17 protein-coding genes are annotated in these 16,059 nt (G+C 33.8%); 13 read left to right on the top strand and 4 right to left on the bottom strand.

From position 1 onward, the window contains the following. Positions 1-44: 44 nt before the first annotated feature. The 5 genes from AC3QL1_RS06720 to AC3QL1_RS06700 all read left to right on the top strand — a co-directional run bounded on the left by AC3QL1_RS06720 (position 45) and on the right by AC3QL1_RS06700 (position 4,225). Entirely contained in the window at positions 45-266 is a 222-nt protein-coding gene (locus AC3QL1_RS06720; protein WP_492496214.1) for a helix-turn-helix domain-containing protein, read from the top strand. A 2-nt stretch (positions 267-268) separates the two neighbouring features. Further along, entirely contained in the window at positions 269-1,498 is a 1,230-nt protein-coding gene (locus AC3QL1_RS06715) for a DNA cytosine methyltransferase (protein ID WP_492496212.1), read from the top strand. Between the two features lie 2 nt (positions 1,499-1,500). After that, positions 1,501-2,670 (top strand): restriction endonuclease, encoded by a 1,170-nt coding sequence (locus AC3QL1_RS06710; RefSeq protein WP_492496210.1) that lies wholly within the window; start codon positions 1,501-1,503, stop codon positions 2,668-2,670. Positions 2,671-2,785: 115 nt separating this feature from the next. Beyond that, the gene (locus tag AC3QL1_RS06705; protein ID WP_492496208.1) at positions 2,786-3,226 is read left to right on the top strand and encodes a very short patch repair endonuclease; all 441 of its coding nucleotides are present in this window, start codon (positions 2,786-2,788) and stop codon (positions 3,224-3,226) included. Positions 3,227-3,436: 210 nt separating this feature from the next. After that, positions 3,437-4,225 carry an HNH endonuclease gene (locus AC3QL1_RS06700; RefSeq protein WP_492496206.1) on the top strand — a complete coding sequence of 263 codons (789 nt, stop codon included), beginning with the start codon at positions 3,437-3,439 and terminating at the stop codon, positions 4,223-4,225. Between the two features lie 34 nt (positions 4,226-4,259). On the opposite strand, the gene AC3QL1_RS06695 is transcribed toward AC3QL1_RS06700, so the two are convergent. After that, positions 4,260-4,493 (bottom strand): hypothetical protein, encoded by a 234-nt coding sequence (locus AC3QL1_RS06695; RefSeq protein WP_492496205.1) that lies wholly within the window; start codon positions 4,491-4,493, stop codon positions 4,260-4,262. Positions 4,494-5,114: 621 nt separating this feature from the next. Here AC3QL1_RS06695 and AC3QL1_RS06690 point away from each other — a divergent pair. Beyond that, a complete protein-coding gene (locus AC3QL1_RS06690; RefSeq protein ID WP_042563342.1) occupies positions 5,115-5,429 on the top strand; it encodes an HPF/RaiA family ribosome-associated protein in 315 nt (104 codons plus the stop codon). A 113-nt stretch (positions 5,430-5,542) separates the two neighbouring features. Here the strand turns inward: AC3QL1_RS06690 and AC3QL1_RS06685 are convergent, their stop codons facing one another. Next, positions 5,543-6,208, bottom strand: coding sequence for a hypothetical protein (locus AC3QL1_RS06685; RefSeq protein ID WP_492496202.1), 666 nt, complete (start codon positions 6,206-6,208; stop codon positions 5,543-5,545). 392 nt (positions 6,209-6,600) lie between these two features. Here AC3QL1_RS06685 and AC3QL1_RS06680 point away from each other — a divergent pair, with 392 nt between their 5' ends. The 5 genes from AC3QL1_RS06680 to AC3QL1_RS06660 all read left to right on the top strand — a co-directional run bounded on the left by AC3QL1_RS06680 (position 6,601) and on the right by AC3QL1_RS06660 (position 10,745). Then, positions 6,601-7,092: a nuclear transport factor 2 family protein gene (locus AC3QL1_RS06680; protein WP_492496200.1), complete on the top strand. Its 492-nt coding sequence runs from the start codon at positions 6,601-6,603 to the stop codon at positions 7,090-7,092. 262 nt (positions 7,093-7,354) lie between these two features. Beyond that, positions 7,355-8,734, top strand: coding sequence for an ammonium transporter (locus AC3QL1_RS06675; protein ID WP_492496198.1), 1,380 nt, complete (start codon positions 7,355-7,357; stop codon positions 8,732-8,734). Positions 8,735-8,893: 159 nt separating this feature from the next. Further along, a complete protein-coding gene (gene trmB / locus AC3QL1_RS06670; protein ID WP_492496196.1) occupies positions 8,894-9,571 on the top strand; it encodes a tRNA (guanosine(46)-N7)-methyltransferase TrmB in 678 nt (225 codons plus the stop codon). Positions 9,572-9,613: 42 nt separating this feature from the next. Continuing rightward, positions 9,614-10,246, top strand: coding sequence for a LysE family transporter (locus AC3QL1_RS06665; protein ID WP_492496194.1), 633 nt, complete (start codon positions 9,614-9,616; stop codon positions 10,244-10,246). A 172-nt stretch (positions 10,247-10,418) separates the two neighbouring features. Beyond that, complete coding sequence (locus AC3QL1_RS06660) at positions 10,419-10,745, top strand: MGMT family protein (protein WP_492496192.1); 327 nt, start codon at positions 10,419-10,421, stop codon at positions 10,743-10,745. Between the two features lie 183 nt (positions 10,746-10,928). Here AC3QL1_RS06660 and AC3QL1_RS06655 read toward each other — a convergent pair whose 3' ends face one another. After that, complete coding sequence (locus AC3QL1_RS06655) at positions 10,929-12,254, bottom strand: sensor histidine kinase (RefSeq protein WP_492496190.1); 1,326 nt, start codon at positions 12,252-12,254, stop codon at positions 10,929-10,931. Between the two features lie 161 nt (positions 12,255-12,415). Then, the gene (locus tag AC3QL1_RS06650; RefSeq protein ID WP_492496188.1) at positions 12,416-13,774 is read right to left on the bottom strand and encodes a sigma-54-dependent transcriptional regulator; all 1,359 of its coding nucleotides are present in this window, start codon (positions 13,772-13,774) and stop codon (positions 12,416-12,418) included. 158 nt (positions 13,775-13,932) lie between these two features. Between AC3QL1_RS06650 and AC3QL1_RS06645 the strand changes: the two genes are divergently transcribed. Both AC3QL1_RS06645 and AC3QL1_RS06640 read left to right on the top strand, forming a co-directional pair. Continuing rightward, a complete protein-coding gene (locus AC3QL1_RS06645; protein ID WP_492496186.1) occupies positions 13,933-15,177 on the top strand; it encodes an efflux RND transporter periplasmic adaptor subunit in 1,245 nt (414 codons plus the stop codon). A 113-nt stretch (positions 15,178-15,290) separates the two neighbouring features. Beyond that, positions 15,291-15,998, top strand: a complete 708-nt coding sequence (locus tag AC3QL1_RS06640; RefSeq protein ID WP_492496184.1) for an ABC transporter ATP-binding protein — start codon at positions 15,291-15,293, stop codon at positions 15,996-15,998. Positions 15,999-16,059 lie beyond the last annotated feature (61 nt).

The raw sequence follows: 16,059 nt of genomic DNA, 5'->3' as shown, positions 1-16,059 counted from the left end.
TTGTACGCGGGTCAATTGTACGCACGAAACTACTTTTATAAATTATGAATATCAAAGAAAAATTCGGATTCAAAGTCAAAGAACTTCGAGAAAAAAAAGGATACTCAATCGAGTATTTAGCTAATATTTCCAACGTTGACAGGAACTACATTTCTGATATAGAAAAAGGTCAACGAAATGTTTCAATAGAAATCATAGAAAAAATAATAACAGCTCTTGACACTGATTTTGGAGCTTTTTTTAACGATAACAATTTTAAGAAATGAAAATGAAAGAGCAAATATCAATCGAAGAATTCGATGGGAAAAAATTTAAAATTCGAACCGTAGAAGAAGACGATAATAAAAAAGCTGTTGTAACTCATTATCTACATAATTTACGTAATGGAGTTAAAAAACATTACGAAGAAGAAGCAATAAAATACGTAAATGAAATTGTTGAATACAAAAATGAAGAAGAAAAATTAAATCTGGTTTCTGATTCTGCTATACAACAATTATTATATGAAGTTGAAAATGTTCCATATCCAACTCCCCAAGATTACAAATTCAAATTTATTGATTTATTTGCGGGAGTTGGCGGTTTTAGAATTGCATTACAAAATGTAGATGGAAAATGTGTGTATACAAGTGAATGGAATATCGATTCACAAAAAACATATCGTGCTAATTTTGGTGAATTCCCATTCGGTGATATAACCAAAAAAAGTACTAAGAATTATATTCCTGATGATTTTCAAGTACTATGTGCAGGTTTTCCTTGTCAGGCATTTTCAATTGCCGGAAATAGAAAAGGTTTCCAAGATACTAGAGGAACATTATTTTTTGATTTAGAAAAAATAATTGAAACAAAAAGACCTAAAGTTGTTTTTCTTGAAAATGTAAAAAACTTAGTTTCTCATGATAAAGGAAAAACCTTTAAAGTAATTCTAGAAATATTAGAAGAAAAACTTGGATATAAAGCTTATACCAAAATATTAAATTCTTCAACTCATGCAAATGTTCCGCAAAATAGAGAAAGGATTTTTATTGTTGCTTTTGATAGGGAACAAGTTCCAAATCATGGAGATTTTAAATTCCCAGAACCAATACCTTTAACTAAAACTATTCACGATATTTTAGAAAAAGGAAAACAAGCTGATAATTTATATTATAAAAAAGATCATCAATATTATCCAGAATTAGAAAAAACAATGACTTCAAAAGATACCATATATCAATGGAGACGAGTTTATGTTAGAGAAAATAAAAGTCAAGTTTGCCCAACCTTAACTGCCAATATGGGTACTGGCGGACACAACGTACCTTTAATTTTAGACGATTACGGTATTAGAAAATTAACTCCTAAAGAATGCTTTGCATTTCAAGGTTATCCAATTGATAAATTTATTTTACCAAATATTGCTAATAGCAAATTGTACATGCAGGCAGGGAATTCAGTAACAACACCATTGATTGAAAGAATAGCACAAAACATTATAGACATCATTATCCAATAACTATGTTTTTAAACAATCAACCTAAAGAGAATATAAAGGAATATTACAATTTGTTGAAAATTGTTGGAGGCTTATCAAATCTTTTTTCCGACAGTAATACTCCATATTTATATTATAGAGCTGCGGAAAATATTTTTTGCAAAGCTTTTGAGGCTGATAATTTATCTAGAGGAGATAGCTCCGCCGATGCTTCAAAAAACTCAATGGGAATTGGATTAAAAACATTTTTAAATAACAATGGCAGTACATACCAGAAGATTGCAGAGTTCAACAAAGATCGAAGTGATTACCATGATTTGATAAAAGATCCTGTAGAGTTCATACGCTATATTTCATCTTTAAGAAATAAAAGACTTGATTCAACAAAGGTAATTCACTCTATAGATAGACTAGCATATCATTGCGTCGCAAGAGAAGCTGAAAGATTTTTAATTTTTGAAGAAGAAATGAATTTTATAAATCTTGATCAAATTACTAAAATAAAACCTAAACCAAACTCAATTTCCTTCTGTGACAATATTCATGAATATAATTTCAATATTAGTAAAAGTACTTTATTCAAAAGATTTCATACACATAATATTGTTGAATTAAAAGTTGACATTTTAAATGATCCATATGAAGTTTTGCGAAAGATTTTTGAAGAGACAAATTTAGATTTTATTAAAGATCGTAAACCTGAGTATGAATGCGTAATACTTCCATTGTTTTCAACTAGATTCGATGATGTCGCTGAGGGCAGCGGTTTGAATCAGTGGAATGCTAAGGGAAGAAAAAGAGACATAAATGAGGTTTACATACCTGTTCCAGCACCAATACATAGAAAATTTCCAAATTTTTTCCCTCCAAATGAGCCAGGAATTTCATTTAATTTACACTTACCGAATGGAAAGACATTAGTTTCTAGTATGTGTCAAGATTCATTTATACCAATAAATGGCGAAATCATAAATAAAGGTAAAGGATTAATGAGTAATCCTAATAAAGAATTAGGAGAATGGATACTTAGAGATATATTAAAAATCCCAGAGGGCATAATGGTAACTTATAATATGCTAGTAGAAGCTGGAATTGATTCTGTTGAAGTTAGAAAAATTGACATTGAAAATTATGAAATTGATTTCAAAAAAGTAAATTCATATTATGATTTCATTGATTCATTAAATCTATAGCTAAAATTCTATCGGTTCATAAGATTTCCAATGAAAATAATAAAAGTTTATCTAAACAATCTATAAATACTGAAAGCAAATTAATTATTAAATTTAAACTTTAATAATTAATCAAATGGACTGCTTCACGCCAGAACAACGCTCCAAAAATATGCGTGCCATAAAAAGCACTGCAACAAAAGCTGAACTAACTTTAGCTAAGGCATTATGGGATTTAGGTTATCGATATCGAAAAAATAATAAAACAGTTTTTGGCAAACCAGATCTTACTTTCAAACAACTTAAAATTGCAATTTTTGTAGATTCAGAATTCTTTCACGGCAAAGATTGGGAAACCAGAAAAAAGCCTGAAACAAATCCTGAATATTGGATCAAAAAAATCGAACGAAATATGCAACGAGATATAGAGGTCAATGCATATCTAGAATCTCACAATTGGAAAATCCTTCGTTTCTGGTCTAAAGAGATACAGAAAAATTTAGATTTCTGTATTGTTGAAATTGAAAACGCAATAAACGAACGACAAGAGAAAAAACAAAAAATCATTTTAGAATAAACCCGTACAGCTAAGGTGTCCTACGCGTGTAAAAAGCGTTACAGTTGTTTCCAATACCGTCACCATACCACACGGGGATTTTTTTTTGGGATTGCGAAGATATTAAAAAATTAATTTAACAATACTTGCGGAGTTATTTTACGGAGATTTTTTTTATCGAATTATAATCACATATTATTATTTATATTTACTGAAAACAAATTATAAATAATGCCACAAACCGATCGTAGATTTTGGACACGGGATGAATTCATCGTTGCGTTCAATTTATATCTTACAATTGAATATAAAAAAATTAGTGATCAAAATCCAGAGGTAATTAAATTAGCAAATCTCATCAACAGGACTCCTGGTTCAATATCAATAAGATTAGCCAATTTTGCTAGTGTAGATCCATATCATCAAGAAAGAGGAGCTGGAGGTTTAAAAAATGGAGGAAAAGAAATTCAATCTATTTGGAATGAATTCTACAACAATCGAGATGAACTATTATTTCAAAGTGAAGAAATTCTTGCGCAAAAAGAAAGTACATCGATTGAAAATAAATATGCAGAAATTCTTTTTGATCTAAAAGATTTAAAAGGAGAAACGGTTATTCGTGAAATAAAAGCTCGAGTAAATCAATGTGTTTTCAGAAAAATGGTTTTAAGAAACTATTCAACAAAATGTGCAATAACAGGAATTGACATTCCCGAATTACTATTAGCAAGTCATATAGTTCCATGGTCAAAAGACGAAAATGAAAGATTAAATATAGAAAATGGAATTTGTTTCTCTGCGCTTTATGACAAAGCATTTGACAAAGGTTTGATTGGAATAAACACAAATCATGAAATAATATTTTCTGATACACTTAAAAAGAAAAAAGGAACAGAATTCTTCAACAGATATTTTAGTTCAATTGAAAATCAAAAAATAGTTTCAGCTCAAATAGTTCCACGAAAAGATTTTTTACAATATCATTTAGATACAATTTTCAACAAACAAATAATCTTATAAATAAAAAAAGCCACTTCTTACAGTGGCTTTTAATTTATTCAACATCAAAATAAGGATTTAAAATTTCGGCTAATTCGTTCAGCCAATAAAAACCGTCTTCAACTGATTTTGTGTCGATTTGAAGGGTTTCGCATTCTCGCATTAGAGAAATGGCAAGAAGATAATTTACTCTTCGAATTGCTTTTGCGAAACTTTTAGGATCGATTGCCTGGTTGAAAAATTCATTTAACCGCAATTCTGTTTCTTTTGAAAGGCTGTTTGCACTCATAATCTTAACTTTTAGGAAATATAAAACCCGTGTAGCTAAGGTGTCCTACGCTGTTAAGAGAGCGTTGCGGTTGTTTCCAATACCGCCACCATACCACACGGGCAAGAAATTTTTCTGAGTTCATAATCTTAACTTTTAGGACTGCGAAGATACCAAATAAACCCTTTGTTTAGTAGGATTTATTCATCAATCTAAAAGATCATAATTTTGTGAATTGCTTATTGTTGAAGTGCCGAAGCTTCGGGATTGACTTCGCTCAGCCTGAAAATATTGTGGAGATTACTTCTGTACGAAATGATATAAGGGACGGAGTTTCTAGTGTGATTTCTCTCCCGAAGCCTCGGGATCGAAATGACAAAACTATACGGAAATATTGTTATGGAAATGATTGCCCTAGCCCCGATAGAAGTGGAAATCCTTTTGTGTCCGCCACTGCGGACACAAAAGATTGAAACGGATAGCGGGATTAGCTCCTGAAAAAAATATAGGATTTTATCATAGAATTGAAATGACATACAATACTCAAAAAACGTCAATTATTTTCATAATGTTTTACTAACTCACTTGGCTTTTCATCTTAAATAAAATAGCTTTGAGAATAATCATTAAATATAAACCAATATGAAAATTCAAATCAATACAGACAAAAACATAGAAGGACACGAAAGATTAGCAGCCTATTTTTCTGAAGAATTAGAAAAAGGCCTGACTCGTTTTGAAGAAAAAATAACCCGCGTTGAAGTGCATTTTGGAGATGAAAACGGAGAGAAATTCAGCTTAAACGATAAAAAATGCGTAATCGAAGTTCGTACTGCAAAACTACAACCCCTAACAGTTACAGAACACGCTGATACAATCGAAAAAGCTTTTAGCGGCGCTTTGGCAAAAGCAAAAAAATCATTGACTACTACTTTCGAGAAAATGAAAGAGCATTAAAAATAGGGACAAAGGTTCAAAGGGACAAAGGTGCTAAGTTTTCTATGCACCTTTGTCCCTTTGTCATTCTATACCTTTGTACCTTTGCTGCTCTGTATCTTTGTACCTTCCTATTAAGACTTCGGTAGAGGAGCTCCCACAGCGATATCGCAACGGTGTCCGGGTTGTCCGTGAGCGGGATTCATTCCCTCGGCAACTGTTGGTGTTTCGGTGCTTAATAAAGCGGGAACATTGTTATTTGCCGGTGGCGTAACGGTAAAGGTTTGCGAAGTGCTTCCGCTTTGTGCTGTATTTGTGGTTGTTTGTTTTGCTGCAACAGGAGAATTTAAAGGCGCTCCAACCGGAATATCACATCTGTGTCCGGGTTGTCCGTGCGACGGATTCATTCCCTTTCCTACTTTTACCGGCGCGGCAGTTGTCGTAGTTGTCGTAACCACATTTTGCTGCGTTGGATTTACCTGAACGGTTTGCGTTGGCTGTGCAGTGGCCGTTTGTCCTTGCGTTGGAGCCGAATTCAAAGGCGCGCCAACGGCAATATCGCATCTGTGTCCCGGTTGTCCGTGTGCTGGATTTAGCCCGGCGTTAGAACTCAAAACTGTATTTGAATTTGTCTGAACCGGGTTTTGAACCACTGAATTTACTTTTGTAGTGTCTTTCATCAATCCCAATTTTACCAATTCTGATGTTGGTGTATTTTCCTGAGGTTCTAAGTCTTTTTTACAAGAAATAAAAAGTAATGAAGAAAGAACTAACGAACTGATAAGTATTTTTGAATTCATGATTGTAGATTTTAAAAGCTCTCAAATATAGTAATTAAACCATATAAGTTAGGTAAGGGAATTTAAGATTTAACATGTGGTTGTTTTTATTATTCTCGCGCAATCCCACGAAGATGCAAGGTCTAATTTTAAAATAATTATACCGTCTTGTTTGTCATTTCGAGGAACGAGAAATCGCATAAGGTGAAGACATAAAGCTCGTTGCTCTCTGGATGTGATTTCTCGTTCCTCGAAATGACAAAAATGAGAATAAATCATCTGCATATATCTGCCAAAATCTTTTTAAAATCTGCGTGAAATAATTTGCAGCAAAAAACTTTGCACCTTTGAACCTCTGCATCTTTGAACCTTTGATAAAATATTTACTAACTTTAAACCAAAACAAACTTCATATGAAAAAATCAATCCTACTACTTTTATTCGTTGCAACATTCGCAAACGCACAAAACACCGAAAAAGACAAAATCAATCAAACACTAGACACGTGGCACAAAGATGCTGCCGATGTAAAATTCGACGCCTATTTTTCGGCATTAAGCGACGATGCAATTTATATTGGAACCGATGCTACAGAAAACTGGACCAAAAAAGAATTTTCAGTTTGGGCTAAACCTTTTTTCGACAAAGGAACAACTTGGAATTTTACCGCTCTCGAACGTCATATCTTTTTTGATAAATCCGGAAAAATTGCCTGGTTTGATGAATTGCTGAATACGCAAATGAAAATCTGCCGCGGATCCGGAGTTTTGGTAAAAGTGGGCAAAGAATGGAAAATTCAGCATTATGTTTTATCGATGACAATTCCGAATGACGAAGTTGATAGCGTAACAAAATTAAAATCTCCGGTTGAAGACGTTTTAATTGACAAGCTTAAGAAAAAATAAACATTTTCACGGTTTGTTATTATAATCCTAACTTTTCTAGCGTTTTACGAAACCCGATATCAAATTAATTATAATACAATTGACAATATTAGCGGTAAATTAGAAGTTCAAAATAAGATTGTCTCAAAAAAACAGATCGAATTTTACAAAATCGACTAAAATAAAAGCCAAGCCTCTATTTTTTAAGCCCTGAAAATCTAAATATTGATTTTTTTTTAACTTTGACCCCAAAAAAAATAGGGTTCAATAAAGTATTTGAAAAATGAAAATAGAAAAACGCTGGGTCATCTCCTTTATTATTATAAGTATTGTTTGTATTACCGGTGCATTTTGGCCAACGGTTACCGAAAATAATTACGTTCTATCAGAATTTGGCACCACAGATCATATTGTTCCTGCTGATGTCGCCTGGATGTTAACTTCCTGCTGTCTGGTTTTGATCATGACGCCTGGATTGTCTTTTTTTTATGGCGGAATGGTAGGCCGAAAAAATGTGATTTCGACCATGTTGCAAAGTTTCATATGTTTGGGCGTTGTAACACTTTTATGGGTTGTCGTGGCTTTTAGTCTGGCTTTTGGAGATCCTGTGGGTTTTGGTTCCGGAGATCATTTTTATAGTTTCTTTGGTAATCCTACTACTTTTGCTTTTATGGATTATGTGGGCGTTTTGCCTCATAAACAATTGGCAAGTACGATTCCGTTTATGCTGTTTGCTTTGTTCCAAATGAAATTTGCGATTATTGCGCCGGCTATTATCACGGGTTCGTTTGCAGAGCGCGTTCGTTTTATCTCGTATTTACTTTTCATCAGTTTATTTACGATTTTCATTTACGCTCCTTTGTGTCATTCTGTTTGGTATCCAACAGGCGTTTTAGGAAGTTATTTTGGTGTAAAAGATTTCGCCGGAGGAACCGTTGTACACATGAGTTCCGGATTTGCCGCTTTGGCCGGAGTTCTGGTTTTAGGAAAAAGAAAAAACAGTCAGCATATACCAACCAATATTCCGTTTGTATTATTAGGAACCGGAATGTTATGGTTTGGATGGTTTGGTTTCAACGCCGGTTCTGCGCTTGCCGCAAACGGAACAGCCGCAATGGCATTTGCCACAACCACAACTTCATCGGCTGCAGCCATGTTAACCTGGGTTTTCTTTGATCGAATGAACGGCAGAAAAGTTTCGGCTCTTGGCGCTTGTATTGGTGCTGTTGTTGGCTTAGTTGCCATAACGCCGGCTGCAGGTTATGTTTCAGTTCCGGAAAGTATGTTTTTTGGATTTATCACAGCTTTGGTTTCAAACACAGTCGTAAATTGCCGTTTATCAAAAAGATTCGATGATACGCTTGACGTTTTTGCCTGTCACGGTGTTGGCGGAATCATGGGAATGATCTTAACTGCGATTTTTGCTCACGGCGAAAAGGCAAGTTTGCTTCACGGAGGCTGGAACGTATTTGCACATCACATGATGGCGTTGGTTCTGGTTTCAATATTCACTTTCTTCGGTGCTTATTTCTTATTTAAAGTAACTAACTTTATAATTCCGCTTCGTGTTTCTGAAGAAAACGAACACATCGGATTGGATTTATCGCAACACGACGAAACCCTTGATCCTTTAAAACCAATAACCGAACCGCATTACGGGTAATAAAATATTTGCAACATTAAAATTAGCCACAAATTCACGAATTTTTAATACTCTATTGTAGAAATAAAATTCGTGAATTCGTGGCTAAAAATTTTTAAACCCAATTCAGCTATTTTCATTCGTTTATATTCCTTAATTTTGCGGAAAATTTTTGTACAAGTGGGAAGTAAAAATAAACTAAAAAGATTCAGAGAAAACGAAACATTTCAAAACGTTTTTCAACCAACAAGAGAAGAAGTTGTAGGCGATTTAATGCCTTTAAAAGGAAAATGGAATTCTGATTTCTTTAAAAACGATAATCCTTTAGTTTTAGAATTAGGATGTGGAAAAGGAGAATATTCTGTGGGATTGGCAGAAAGATATCCAGACAAAAATTTTATCGGAATTGACATTAAAGGCGCACGTTTCTGGAGAGGCGCAAAAACGGCCGTTGAAAACGGATTGCATAATGTTGCTTTTGTTCGAACTCAAATCGAATTAATCAATCATATTTTTGCTGATCATGAAGTGGATGAAATCTGGATTACTTTTCCGGATCCGCAAATTAAATACAAGAGAACAAAACACAGAATGACGAATTCTGAATTTTTGAAATTGTATAAAAAAATCCTTAAAAAAGACGGTGTCGTAAACCTAAAAACCGACAGCGAATTTATGCACGGCTACACTCTTGGATTGCTTCACGGTGAAGGACATGAGGTTTTATATGCCAATCACAATGTGTATAAAAACGAAGGAAGTCCGGAAGAAGTTACTGCTTTTCAAACCTTTTATGAGAAACAATATTTAGAAATTAATAAGGCAATTACGTATATTCGCTTCAAAATTAAAGATTAATTTAGTTTTGAAAAATGAATTTACGAACCCATAAATAACTGAATGGCCTTACTTACTCCATTACTTTCAGGTTTTATTGCTGCTTTCATTGGAATTATTCCACCTGGATTACTAAACATGACGGCTGCTAAAATAAATCTGAAAGAAGGAAAAAAGAATGCTTTATGGTTTGTAGTTGGTGCGGTTGTCGTTATCTTTTTTCAGGTGTATCTGGCGGTTTTATTTGCTCACGTAATTGACAATCGCCCGGATGTTGTGACTTTATTGCGAGAAGTAGGTTTTGTTATTTTTTCAATTTTAACGATCTACTTTTTATTTATAGCCAAACCAAAAGCCAAAAAATCGAAGATTAAAAAGAGCAGTAAAAAAAGCCGTTTCTTTTTAGGAATGTTACTTTCGGGTCTGAACTTTTTCCCAATTCCGTATTACGTTGTGGTGAGTGTTACTTTGGCGTCTTACCACCTTTTTGTATTTGAAACCAATATCATTTTTACTTTTGTAATGGGCTCTGTTGTCGGTTCTTTTGCAGCGCTTTACAGCTATGTTGCCTTCTTTGGCAGAATCGAAAAGAAAACCGATTATCTGATGCGTAACATGAATACTATTATTGGAAGCATTACGGGTTTGGTGGCGATAGTGACACTTTTTAATATTCTGAATTACTATTTCGGGTAGAAATATAGACCACAGATTACAGGATTAAAAAGATTTTTCTTTAAATTGAACCATTAAGAGATTAAGAAAAATTAAGTTTTACTTTATGAAAACTTTTATCACACCAAATTGAGAAATATTAAGCTTTGTCTTAATGAAACTTAATATCTTAATGGTAACAAAATTCTAAAAAATGGCTGAAGATAATTTTTTCGAAAAAGTATATGCAATCGCCAGACAAATTCCATACGGGAAAGTAACTTCTTATGGCGCAATTGCAAAAGCATTAGGCACAGCACGTTCTGCCCGAATGGTGGGCTGGGCAATGAATGCGTGCCATAATATGGATGATGTTCCCGCACATCGCGTCGTAAACCGAAAAGGACTTCTAACAGGAAAACACCATTTTGAAGGAACGAATTTAATGCAGCAGCTTCTGGAAAACGAAGGAATCAAAGTTGTCAATCATCAAATTGTAGATCTTGAAAAACACTTTTGGCAGCCTAAGGTTGAACTTTAATTTTTCACCAAATAAGTGATGTAAGTTCATTTTAAACCGTTGCGTATAAAATTTCACGCAAAGTCGCAGAGTCGCAAAGTATTTTTAAGTTTTGCTTTGCGACTCTGCGACTTTGCGCGATTTAATGACAAAGTAAACTAAAACTTAATATGAACTTACATCACTTATATGGTGGAAAAAAACCTAAATCAAACAAATCACAAAACTGGTTTTCTCCTCATCTGTTTGGTAACTTAGATAACCGCCGTGCGCTTCGATGATATTTTTAGAAAGCGTTAAACCAATTCCGGCGCCGTCTTTTCTGGTGGTGAAAAACGGCAGAAATACTTTGTCCCGAATCTCAGAATCGATTCCTTTTCCGTTGTCTGAAATCGTGATAAAAAAGCGGTTATTTTCTGTGTAGCTTGACAGAAACATTTTCTTTTCTTCTTTCTCTTTTAAAGCATAAATACTATTGGTAATCAAATTGATAATAACCTGTTCCATCTGACTTTTATCAATTAAAATCGAACGCGAACTGTTGATTTCATTTATCAATTCGATGTTTTCTGCTTTTAGAATTGGATTCATAATGCGCAGGCAATCCTCAAAAAGAATGTTTATTGGTGTCATTACTTTTGTTGGCGTTGGCAGCATGGCGAGTTTTCGGTAGTTTTCGACAAAAACCTGCAAGTGATCGCTTCGGTTTATGATGGTTGAAATACTGCTTTTAATGTCGTCAAAATCATCTTCTTCGAGTTTTTCCTGATCTACAATTTGAAGTAAATTCTGCGATAGCGCACGTATTGGCGTTAAGGAATTCATTAATTCGTGCGAGATAATCTTCATCAGATTTATCCACGCTTCTTTCTCCTTTTTCTCAATTACACGCTGAATACTATCTAATAAAATAATATAATATTCTTTGTTATAGGTTTTTGTAAGTGACGTTTGCAAAATAAAAGTCTGTAAATCCTGTTCTTCAATTTTAATCGAAATTGCCGATTTTAATTCGGAAAAATCTGTTTTCTCAATTTCATTGCAAAGTGACGGCAGATAATTTTTAAGGTATTTCCAATGGCTGACTTTTGGAACATTAAACAAGCTGGAAAAACAATCGTTCATCAAAAAAATATTCCATTCTTCGCTGTCTTTTTCTAAGATTAAAACGCCGGTTTCAATATTATTCAAAATAGACTGATACACAATTTCTTTTGAGGTTTGTTCCTGCTGCTGCGTTTTTAAACTTTCATATAGAAGATATAAATTTTTAAAACTATCCTTTTTATTCTCTTCGGGGAAATTGGTTGAAAAGTCATTTTGAAGCATGGAAAGTAAGGTTCTGTCATAAAACAGCACTCTATTTTTGATGTAAAAATAGATTTCAAACAACATGACAACACCAAAAAATCCAACCAAAAGCGCGTTATAATAAAACATTTTATAGATTAGAAAAACACAAACAAAAAAGAGTGTCATAACAAATAAGACTCTTACAAATAAGGCGTTATAGAACTTCCAATTCTTCATTGTTTTATTTTTTTTCTTTATAATGCTGATGAAAATTTAACCGCGAAGTTCGCAAAGTATTTACGCAAAGTTCGCTACAATCAGCTTTGCGAACTTAATAAACACAATTGTAAACACAACTAAAAATACCTTGCGTGCTTTGCGGTAAAATCAATCTAGGCTTAAATATTTTTTAAATCGTATTTTTCAATTCTTCGATACAAAGCAGCTCTTGACAAACCCAATTCCTCGGCGGTTTTGCTTATATTTCCATGGTGTTTGAATAATGCTTTTTCGATGGCATTTTTCTCCATTTCAGACAAGGGATTATCGTCGTTTTCCTGAACATCTTCAAAATCGAGAATGTCTAAATCCTGCACAGAAATGGTGTTATTTTCGGCCAAAATCAAAGCACGTTCGATCTTATTTTCCATTTCGCGGATATTTCCTTTCCACGGATATTTCTCTAAATACGGCGCAACATTGTCTTCAAAACGCCATTCCGAAGCTTCGGGATCATGATTGTATTTTTCTGCAATTTGTTCTAAAATAAAATGCGCCATCGGGACAATATCATCTTTTCTTTCCCGCAATGACGGCAAATGAATTTCCATCGTATTAATGCGATAAAGCAAATCTTCACGGAAGTTTTTGTTTTTTACCTCAGCTTTAATATCACTATTTGTTGCGGCAATAATTCGAACGTTTAAAGGTCTGGCTTTACTTTCTCCCAAACGGGTTACGGTTTTGGTTTGCAAAACATGTAATAACTTTGACTGCAAATGCAACGGAATATTACCAATTTCATCGAGAAAAATAGTTCCGTTTTGTGCTGTTTCAAATCTTCCGGCTGTATCGGTTTTTGCATCGGTAAAAGCGCCTTTGGCATAACCAAAAAGTTCGCTTTCGAATAAATTATCGCTCAAAGATCCTAAATCAACATGCACAAAAGGCTGGTTTTTTCGTTCTGAATGCTGGTGAATAAATTCGGCAAAAACATATTTCCCGGTTCCGTTTTCTCCTAAAATCAAAACATTGGCATCTGTTCTGGCTACCTTTTCAGCAATGGAATAGGCTTGTTTTATTTTGGCAGAAGTTCCGGTAAAATATCTTTTTTCTGTTTTTTCAACAACCGTTTTTTTAGTATTCTTTCGGCTTTCGGCCACAGCCTTATCAATGGTTTCAAGCAGTTTTTCGTTGTGCCAGGGTTTTAAAACATAATCAAAAGCACCCATTTTTATGCCTTCAACGGCTGTATCTATTTTACCAAAAGCAGTCATTAAAATCACAACGGTTTGTGGCGAAAGTACTTTTATTTCTTTCAGCCAATGAATTCCTTCGCGCCCGTCTTCAAACCCAATTCGGTAATTCATGTCTAATAAAACCACATTTATTTCATTTTCACTTAAAATAGAAATGATTTTTTTGGGACTATTTGTTGTAAAAATGTTTTCAAAATGCTTTTTGAGAATCATTTTTGCCGAAAAAAGAATTTCTTCCTGATCGTCAACGATTAATATTTGGGCTTGTTTTTTTCGCATGTTGTCTTTTTTTGTCCGATTTTGAACGGTCAACTGTTCATTATCGAACACTACTTTTTTTGATGTTTTTTAAAGCTTCTTTAAAATCAATACTTTACAGATAATACTTTTTATGGCACAGTATTTACCTATTGATTATCAGTAAATTATTTAAAAAAATGGACAAGGTAATTCCTCGTAAAAATAGAAAATTTAGATATCTGACAATAGCAATTGCTGTTTTTTTAGTTTTGGTTGTGATCGTTGTTTTTTCTTTTAACTCAAAAAGAAGTTTAAATGTAAAAGCAGAAGAACTTACAGTGCAAAAAGTTGAAAAAGCTTTTTTTGAAGATTTTGTAGTTTTTCAGGCAAAAGTTGAACCGCTAAATGTCATGCTTGTCAATGTTACAGAAGGCGGATCTGTAAAAGAGATTTTTGTCGAAAATGGTGCAATGGTTACAAAAGGACAATCACTTGCTCGTTTATACAACCCAAATACAGAATTGAATTATCTGACTCAGGAAACGGCTATTATCGAGCAAATCAACAATTTGAACACGGGAAAACTGAATATTAGAAATCAGGAACTGAACTTAACAAAGGATTGGGTTTTAATAGAACACGATTATAATGATGCCAAAAGATTGTATGATATGAACTCGAAATTGTATGCGAAAGATGTGATTTCGAAAAATGACTGGAATACGTTTAAGGAAAGTCTGCGTTTTCAGGAAGAGCGTAAAAAAACGATTCAGCAAAGCATTCAAAAGGAAAAACAAAGTAATCAGGTTCAGATTTCGCAAATCAACCGTTCGATTCAGACCATGGAAATGAGTTTGGATATTTTGAGAAACAACAAAAAGAATTTCCTGATTACAGCTCCGGAATCCGGTCGATTGACTTCTTTTGAACCTGTTTTGGGAAAAACATTTCAGGCTGGCGAAAGCATCGGAAAAATAGACTCTAAACAAGGTTATAAATTAATCGCGGAAGTAGATGAATTTTATCTGGAAAAATTACGCGAAGGCTTAAAAGGACAGGTGGAATTTAAAGGAAAAACACTCGAAGTATTGGTTACTAAAGTGATTCCGGAAGTGAAAGGCGGACATTTTACAGTTGAATTGGCTTTTACTTCTAAAGAAAATATTACGCTGCAGGACGGACTTAGTTTTGGTGTCAAACTAATTTTATCAGAGAAAAACAAAACGCTGGTTGTTTCAAAAGGAAGTTTTAATCAGGAAACTGCCGGCAAATGGATTTTTGTTGTAAAAGGAAATAAGGCAGAAAGAAGAAATATAAAATTAGGCAGAGAAAATCCTTCGTATTATGAAGTCCTGGAAGGATTAAAAGAAGGCGAATCTGTGATTACCTCATCGTATTCTGATTATAAAGATATTGAGGAATTGTCGATTCAGGCGGAGTAGTTAGTTTTTAGTCGCAGTTTTCAGTCGCAGTCACAGTTTACAATTCATAATTTATAATTACCAACGTTTCAATCATCAATCAAAAAACAATAACATTAAAAACCTTAAAGAATATGATAACCATTCAAAATTTAACCAAAGTTTTTAGAACCGAAGAAGTAGAAACAGCTGCTTTGAGCGGGATTTCTTTAGAGATTAAAAAAGGAGATTTTTTAACGATTATGGGGCCTTCAGGCTGTGGAAAATCGACTTTACTGAATATTATAGGGCTTTTAGACAGCGCAACTGACGGGAGTTATAAATTATTAGATCAGGAAATGATTGGTTTAAAGGAAAAAGGAAGAGCTAATGTTCGTAAAGAAAACATCGGATTTATTTTTCAGAATTTTAATCTGATCGATGAGCTTTCGGTTTATGATAATATCGAATTGCCGTTGCTTTATAATAATGTAAAAGCATCGGACAGAAAACAAAAAATTGAAGCTATTGCAGAAAAATTAAATATTTCACACAGATTAAAACATTTTCCGCAACAGCTTTCCGGTGGTCAGCAGCAAAGGGTTGCAGTTGCAAGAGCTTTGGTAAATGATCCGAAAATTATTCTTGCCGATGAACCAACAGGAAATCTGGACAGTAAAAACGGTAATGAAGTAATGGAACTTTTGACAGATTTGCACGCTAAAGGTGCGACAATTTTGATGGTAACACACTCTGATTATGATGCTTCGTTTTCGCAAAAAACAATTCACATGAAAGACGGTGTAATATTTTCTGAAAAAATAAATCAGAGAAATGTAGATGTTTTTATTGACGCTAAATAAATATAAAATGATTCAATTTATTGTTACTGCAATTACAATCCTGGTGGGATTTGTTTGCAAA

It is taken from the genome of Flavobacterium sp. GW823-FHT04A11 (genome assembly GCF_058796535.1).
This window is presented reverse-complemented; position numbering and strand designations above follow the sequence as displayed.

Coding starts and splice junctions, on each gene's coding strand:
- AC3QL1_RS06710 (WP_492496210.1), top strand. CDS start 1,501: ATGTTTTTAAACAATCAACCTAAAGAGAATATAAAGGAATATTACAAT.
- AC3QL1_RS06675 (WP_492496198.1), top strand. CDS start 7,355: ATGAAAATAGAAAAACGCTGGGTCATCTCCTTTATTATTATAAGTATT.
- AC3QL1_RS06700 (WP_492496206.1), top strand. CDS start 3,437: ATGCCACAAACCGATCGTAGATTTTGGACACGGGATGAATTCATCGTT.
- AC3QL1_RS06690 (WP_042563342.1), top strand. CDS start 5,115: ATGAAAATTCAAATCAATACAGACAAAAACATAGAAGGACACGAAAGA.
- AC3QL1_RS06705 (WP_492496208.1), top strand. CDS start 2,786: ATGGACTGCTTCACGCCAGAACAACGCTCCAAAAATATGCGTGCCATA.
- AC3QL1_RS06640 (WP_492496184.1), top strand. CDS start 15,291: ATGATAACCATTCAAAATTTAACCAAAGTTTTTAGAACCGAAGAAGTA.
- AC3QL1_RS06665 (WP_492496194.1), top strand. CDS start 9,614: ATGGCCTTACTTACTCCATTACTTTCAGGTTTTATTGCTGCTTTCATT.
- AC3QL1_RS06715 (WP_492496212.1), top strand. CDS start 269: ATGAAAGAGCAAATATCAATCGAAGAATTCGATGGGAAAAAATTTAAA.
- AC3QL1_RS06685 (WP_492496202.1), bottom strand. CDS start 6,208: ATGAATTCAAAAATACTTATCAGTTCGTTAGTTCTTTCTTCATTACTT.
- AC3QL1_RS06660 (WP_492496192.1), top strand. CDS start 10,419: ATGGCTGAAGATAATTTTTTCGAAAAAGTATATGCAATCGCCAGACAA.
- AC3QL1_RS06695 (WP_492496205.1), bottom strand. CDS start 4,493: ATGAGTGCAAACAGCCTTTCAAAAGAAACAGAATTGCGGTTAAATGAA.
- AC3QL1_RS06655 (WP_492496190.1), bottom strand. CDS start 12,254: ATGAAGAATTGGAAGTTCTATAACGCCTTATTTGTAAGAGTCTTATTT.
- AC3QL1_RS06645 (WP_492496186.1), top strand. CDS start 13,933: ATGGACAAGGTAATTCCTCGTAAAAATAGAAAATTTAGATATCTGACA.
- AC3QL1_RS06680 (WP_492496200.1), top strand. CDS start 6,601: ATGAAAAAATCAATCCTACTACTTTTATTCGTTGCAACATTCGCAAAC.
- AC3QL1_RS06720 (WP_492496214.1), top strand. CDS start 45: ATGAATATCAAAGAAAAATTCGGATTCAAAGTCAAAGAACTTCGAGAA.
- AC3QL1_RS06650 (WP_492496188.1), bottom strand. CDS start 13,774: ATGCGAAAAAAACAAGCCCAAATATTAATCGTTGACGATCAGGAAGAA.